Here is a 6711-nt window from a genome sequence, read left to right as displayed (position 1 = left end):
TTCATGTTTTCTATCCTGCTTATATCATTCTGATATTTTCGCGTTTTAGATATTTCATAATTTGATGGTTTAATAAATGATATTTGATTATTAGATTCTATAAAAGAATAATTTTCTTCACTTTCATATCCTGAATCAGCAACAATTTTTAAATATTTAAAATTTAGATTTTCTTCCATGCTTTTTAAAAATGGAATTAATGTTGTAGTATCTGTAGGTTGAGGACCAATAGTAAGCCAAGTTATATATTCAGAATCTACTCCATGCTGTAAATTATAAGCTGGTTTAAGCTGCCCATTTTTCATAGCATCTTCTTTCATTCTCATAAATGTAGCATCTTTATCTGTTTTTGAATAACTATTACGTTTGCCACATGTATGTATTTTCTTTGTATATTCTTTAAGCTTATTACAGTATTTTTCAAGAGTTTCAATCGAGCGTTGTAAAGCAGTTTTTCTTTTACCACATCCGTGTACGAATTCTATATTTTCAGATTTTTTAATTTTATAAAGCTTTTTTCTTAGCTTTTTTATATCTTTTAGTTTTATGTTATTTCTATAACCAACTTTAATCCCATAAAGTTCATTACATTCAGAAACAAGGTCTGCAATCTTAATTAGAAGTCTTTTCATATTTTTAGTAACTGCTTTCTTCCATACAAATGTGTATTTATTTGAACTGGCTTCTATTTTAGTACCATCAATAAATATTGCTTCTCCTGAAATCTCACCCATATCATAAAGCAAGTTACTTGCTTCACTAAGAATACGTGTAGCACAAGGTGCAAAATGTAGACTTCTAAATCTTGCAAATGTTGAATGATCAGGTACTTTTGAACCTTCTAATAAATACATAAAATTAATATCTCTATAACAAGCTTTTTCTATGTCTCTTGATGAATAAAGTTTGTTCATATATCCATATAAAATGATTTTTAGCAACTTTCGTGGCGAAGCTTGATTTTCCTTTACTTTGGAATAAGTCTTATATAAATCTGATAAATCCATCTCCTCAACAAATTGACTTAGCAAACGCACAGAATCATTACTTGGAATCATATACTCAACATTTATTGGTAATTTTAGTTGATAAAATTTTCTATTAATTATATAATTCTTATGTAAAATATTTGTTTTGTTCATATTAATATTTTACTACAAATCTCATTCTTTTTAAGGATGGGATTTGTTTTTTTGTATAAAAAAAGGCGTCGCATTATTTTTTAGTGCGACAGCCCCTTTTTCACCTTACAGGAAACTATATCAAATTCAAACTTATGGATAAGTATCATAAACTATAGTATTTTTACTAACAAAATATTATCAATCTTAATATTATGTTGTATATATTTATTTTATAATATGGTATTAATTTCATTAAAAACCACATTATATTGATAAATTGTATTAGTTGTATTATAATTAATAATACAAAGGAGTGTGATAATTAATGTTGATTGAAATAGATACATTAAGTGAAATTCCTCTATATATACAGATTAAAAATGAGATAGTATTAGGAATTGGAAGAGGACAATTATCTGTAGGTGAGAGTCTTCCAACAGTTAGAGAGATGGCAAAAGAAGCAGGAATTAATACTATGACAGTACAGAAAGCATATAACTTATTGAAGAATAAAGGGTATATTGAGATTGACAGGAGACAAGGGGCAAAGGTATCAGATATAAGAAGTAATAAAATGGAATATGAAAGCAAGTTGCGAAAATCTTTGGAGCTTATTTTAATAGAAGCTGAATTTAATGGAATGGATAAGAAGAGTGCACTAGATATATGTACAGAAGTAATCAATAAAATAAATATAAATAGGAGCTGATAAAATGATTATAACTAATATACTTACAATGATAATAGTTGCAGTAGCTATATATATAACAGGTATTGCAGCAACTAAGGTTAATAAAAATGTTATTTTAGGAACAACTCTTCCACATGGTAAAATTGAATCAGAAGAGGTTCAAGAAATAGTAAAAAGATATAAAAAGGCTAATCTTATATATGCATTACTTGTTTTAGTATTATATAGCCCATGCTTTTTATTAGAAAATAAAATATCCTTATGGCTTTATTATGTAATATTATGGTGCGTTATAGTTATATATGGTCAAACTGTAGTTTACAAGAGGTATTTCAACGAATTACAAACACTAAAGAAAAATAATGATTGGTATTTAGTGAGAAATAATATAATAAGAATAGATACTAAATCTATAATGGAAAAAAATAAAATGCCAGTTTCTCCATTAAGTTTTATTAGTACAGCAATTGTATATATAATTGCTATAGTTATTAAGGTTGATATATTTTATATACTAGCTATGATGTTAGTTTCAGTAATTTGTATTATTATGTATTATATTTATGCTAAGAAAAGAATAGTAGTATATACAAAGGATACAGATAAAAATATGTTGTGCAATTATATATCTAGGAGAATATATTCTATATTATGGGTAATAATATCATTTATAACAAGTCTTAATACAATATTTTATAAATGTAGTGAGAATGTATTCTTAGCATTAACAATTATATCGTTAATAATTATATTAGTTGCTATTATATATTGTACTAATAAGGTTAGAGAGAAACAAAATGCTATATTAGAAAGTGTTAATGAAGAAATAATAACAGATAATGATATATATTATGGTGCTATGTTCTATAATAATCCTCAAGATCCTAATGTAATGGTAGAGAGTAGAAATGGCGTAGGAATTACTGTTAATATTGGTAATAAAAAAGGCAAAGCTATTATGATTCTAATTACTATATTTATAATAGCAATGCTTGCTCCTTGTATATATTTAATGTCTCGACTAGATAATGCTACCTTTACAATGAGTGTGACAGGAAATCATATAGAAATAGATGCACCTATATATAATACAAGTTTTTCAAGTGAAGATATAGAAGAGGTATCTATAGTTAAATATTCGGACATAAAAGATGTTAGAAGAACAAATGGAGCCAGCATGGAGTATGTTAACTTGGGGAATTTTACAATTAAAGGTTATGGCAAAGTTAAAGTATATATTTATAAATATGTTGATGATATTGTTGCTATAAAGTTAAAAGATAAATATGTATTTATTAATGGAAAGACTGAAGAGGATACTAATAAGTATTATAATATGATAAAAAATTTAATATAGGTGGTAGGATAACATTATGCAAGAAAGATTAAGAAAACAATTAGAATTCATAGTAGAAGTAGATAAGGCTAAAGAAATATTTAGACAAACTCTAGTTAGTAATGGAAAGAGATATGAAAATGATGCAGAGCATTCATGGCATTTAGCACTTATGGCTCCTTTATTAAAGGAATATGTAAAGGATGATGTAAATATAGAGAGAGTAATGAATATGGTAATAATTCATGATTTAGTTGAGATAGATGCTGGAGATACATTTTGTTATGATGTAGAAGGATATAAGGATAAGGCAGAAAGAGAGCAGAAGGCTGCTGATAGAATATTTAATTTACTTCCAGAAGACCAAGCAAATATAATATTTGGATTATGGAATGAGTTTGAAGAGATGAGTACACCTGAATCTAAATATGCTAATGTGTTAGATAGACTTCAACCTATATTATTAAATATAGCAACAGATGGCAGGAAATGGTTAGATAATGGGACTTCAAGAGATATGGTTCTTAAGAGAATGGCTATTATAGAGGATGAATCTCGAGAACTATGGGCACTTGTTAATGATATAGTGGATTATGCTGTTACAAAGGGCTATTTAAAGAAATAAACTAATTACCATAAACTATTGATTTTGACAATTTCATAGTATATAATAGCACTTGTTAAACCAAATAACACAGTTCGTGAGCCTCCTGTGGATAAACAAAACTAAGGCATTTTGTTGAAGAATATACACATAATAAACAATTATGTAATTATGCGTTTTTGTGGAGGTCTGCCTTGATAGGTGGACCTTCTTTATTCTATTTAGAAAATAATTAAAAATTTGTATTTGGTGTTATACAAAAGAAAGGAGTAATTTATTATGGATATGTCTCGTTACAGTGAGATTACAGAGAAGAATCAAAGAGAAATATTGCTTCTAAAGGCTTCACCATGTAAATGGGGTAGGTGTTCGTTTTGTGACTATATATTAGATAATAGTGATAATGAATCTTCGAATATTGCTTTAAACAACAGTGAATTAGATAAGATAACTGGCAAATTTGGTGTTGTGGAAATAATTAATTCTGGAAGTGTATTTGAGATTCCAGAAGAAAATCTAATAAGAGTGAGAGATATAGTTCGAGAAAAAGGAATAAAAAAACTTATATTTGAAGCACATTGGATATACAAAAATAGACTTCAAGAATTAAGAGATTTTTTTGGAATTCCTGTGTCATTTAAGTTAGGCCTTGAAACATTTGATGAACATTTTAGAAATGATATCCTTAAGAAAGGAATAGTCTATAAATCTCCAGAAGATGTAGCAAAATATTATGATTCAGTATGTTTATTAGTAGGAATAGAAGGACAAACAAAAGAAATGATAGATACTGATATAGAAAATTTACTTAAATATTTTAAAAGAGGCTGCATAAACATATGGATGGAGAACTCCACAGGGTTTAAGAGAGACAAAGAACTTGTTAATTGGTTTAGAGAAAAATATTCTTATCTAGAGGATTATGATAATATAGAAATTCTCTGGAATAATACTGATTTTGGAGTTGGAGGAGAAAATTAATTATGATTAAGAGAGTTGGAGTTCAAGGTTTAGTTAAAATTGCAATAGTTGCTGCAATATATATAGTAACAACTATTATGTTTGGAGATTTATCTTATGGTCCTGTACAGTTTAGGTTTTCAGAATTACTTAATTTTTTAGCATTTATTGATCCGTTTTATATAATTGCACTTGCAATAGGTTGTGCTATATCTAATTTATATTCATTTGGACTTATAGATGTATTTGTAGGTACTTTTGCAACTATATTATCTACTTATGCTATGTATAAGAGTAAGAATATGATTATAGCATCTTTATGGCCGGTAATTAATTGTGTATTTGTAGCTGCTGAATTATTTTTCTTAAATATTGCACCATTTTGGTTTAGCTTAGTTACAATTGCTTTTGGAGAATTTGTTGTAATGACAGTTGTTGGAGTACCTGTGTTTAGAGCGGTATTTAAAAATAAAAAATTTATTCAGATGATTCGAATTGACAAAAGTAACAATTCATATTTAGATAAGCTAGTAGATTTGAAAGAAAAGAAAATGTGTTAAGGTTATGGTTAGATAACTTATATTTCATAATAATTAATATCAAAATTATATGGTTAAGTAAATAATATATAAAAATCCAATGTTATTTGTTTAGTAAGTATTATGATTTTAAATAATTAGTATCTAATATTATATGTTTTCATAAATAGCATAACTTCATTAAGGATTTCTAAATATAAAAAAATTAATGTATTATTGTTAGATAACTTATATTTTACAATGATTAATATCAAAATTATATGGTTAAGTAAATAATATAATATGTAAAAAATCCAATGTTATTTGGTTTGATTAATATTATGTTTGTTATTAGTATCAATATTATATGTTTTCATAAATAGCATAATTTCATTAAGGATTTCTAAATATAAAAAAATTAAGGTGGCTAAATGTTGTAAACTCACTAAAGTTCAAACAGTACAACATTTTAAACGCTACCTTAATTTTTTTATAATAAGAAATACTAACATTCATTATGAAGATTTATTCAAAGCAATAATATTGATACTAAAAAAGAAAATCATAATATTAACATTATCAAATAACATTGGATTTTTTCGTTATAAATAATTTACTTAAATCAATAATTTGATATTAATTAACTTAAGAGATAAGTAATCAAAAAATATATTAGATAATCTTTTAAAATTAAGAATTACTGAATACTTAAGATACTTGAAATAATATAGATACACTAAAAATTACCATAACGCTTAAATAATTAAAATATAATAAGCTTAGTGGAAGTAACCATTATTGTTAGGGTTAGAATTAAAGGTAGGTATAGAATAATATGACCATAAAGAACTAAAGGTTAGTATAAATAATATGGAACAATAGGTTACTGAACTAATGCTATTATATTTTAATTATAAACATTCATTATGAAGATTTATTCAAAGCAATAATATTGATACTAAAAAAGAATATCATAATATTAATATTGTCAAATAACATTGGATTTTTCATTATTAATACTTAAATCAATAATTTGATATTAATTAACTGAAAAGATAAGTGGTCCAAAATAAATGTATTCAATAACTTTTTTAAGTAAGAATTACTGAATACTTAAGATGCTTATAATAATATAGATACACTAAAAATCACCATAACGCTTAAATAATTAAAATATAATAAGCTTAGTGGAAGTAACCATTATTGTTAAGGTTAGAATTATAGGTAGATATAGAATAATATAACCATGAAGAATTAAAAATTAGTATAAATAATATGGAACAATAGGTTACTGAAAGTAATGCTATTATATTTTAATTATCAATATTTACTTAAATCAATAATTTGATATTAATTAACTGAGCAAATTTCATATTTGCTCATCGGCTAAATATCTAGTTTTTATTTTAAATAAAAAGGAAGATCACCCCAAATGTTGAATAAAATAAATAACAACAATCCACAACAAAAGGAGTGAT

At 25.5% G+C, this 6711-nt stretch carries 6 protein-coding genes; 5 read left to right on the top strand and 1 reads right to left on the bottom strand.

The genetic code is table 11. From position 1 onward, the window contains the following. Window positions 1-1142: transposase (locus tag KQI77_RS02665; protein WP_216388099.1), on the bottom strand; the 1142-nt coding region annotated here is incomplete at its 3' end. Window positions 1143-1449: 307 nt separating this feature from the next. Here KQI77_RS02665 and KQI77_RS02660 point away from each other — a divergent pair. The 5 genes from KQI77_RS02660 to KQI77_RS02640 all read left to right on the top strand — a co-directional run bounded on the left by KQI77_RS02660 (window position 1450) and on the right by KQI77_RS02640 (window position 5275). Next, a complete protein-coding gene (locus tag KQI77_RS02660) occupies window positions 1450-1833 on the top strand; it encodes a GntR family transcriptional regulator (RefSeq protein ID WP_216388097.1) in 384 nt (127 codons plus the stop codon). Between the two features lie 4 nt (window positions 1834-1837). Beyond that, the gene (locus KQI77_RS02655) at window positions 1838-3172 is read left to right on the top strand and encodes a DUF5808 domain-containing protein (RefSeq protein WP_216388095.1); all 1335 of its coding nucleotides are present in this window, start codon (window positions 1838-1840) and stop codon (window positions 3170-3172) included. A gap of 16 nt (window positions 3173-3188) precedes the next feature. Next, on the top strand, window positions 3189-3776 hold the full coding sequence (locus tag KQI77_RS02650; RefSeq protein ID WP_216388093.1) for an HD domain-containing protein: 588 nt from the start codon (window positions 3189-3191) through the stop codon (window positions 3774-3776). Window positions 3777-4040: 264 nt separating this feature from the next. Further along, the gene (locus tag KQI77_RS02645; protein ID WP_216388101.1) at window positions 4041-4736 is read left to right on the top strand and encodes a radical SAM protein; all 696 of its coding nucleotides are present in this window, start codon (window positions 4041-4043) and stop codon (window positions 4734-4736) included. A 2-nt stretch (window positions 4737-4738) separates the two neighbouring features. Continuing rightward, window positions 4739-5275, top strand: coding sequence for a QueT transporter family protein (locus tag KQI77_RS02640; RefSeq protein ID WP_216388091.1), 537 nt, complete (start codon window positions 4739-4741; stop codon window positions 5273-5275). Window positions 5276-6711 lie beyond the last annotated feature (1436 nt).

This window comes from Clostridium sp. MSJ-8 (genome assembly GCF_018918325.1).
In the GTDB taxonomy this organism is placed as follows: Bacteria; Bacillota; Clostridia; order Clostridiales; family Clostridiaceae; genus Clostridium.
This window is presented reverse-complemented; position numbering and strand designations above follow the sequence as displayed.

Coding starts and splice junctions, on each gene's coding strand:
- KQI77_RS02660 (WP_216388097.1), top strand. CDS start 1,450: ATGTTGATTGAAATAGATACATTAAGTGAAATTCCTCTATATATACAG.
- KQI77_RS02655 (WP_216388095.1), top strand. CDS start 1,838: ATGATTATAACTAATATACTTACAATGATAATAGTTGCAGTAGCTATA.
- KQI77_RS02650 (WP_216388093.1), top strand. CDS start 3,189: ATGCAAGAAAGATTAAGAAAACAATTAGAATTCATAGTAGAAGTAGAT.
- KQI77_RS02645 (WP_216388101.1), top strand. CDS start 4,041: ATGTCTCGTTACAGTGAGATTACAGAGAAGAATCAAAGAGAAATATTG.
- KQI77_RS02640 (WP_216388091.1), top strand. CDS start 4,739: ATGATTAAGAGAGTTGGAGTTCAAGGTTTAGTTAAAATTGCAATAGTT.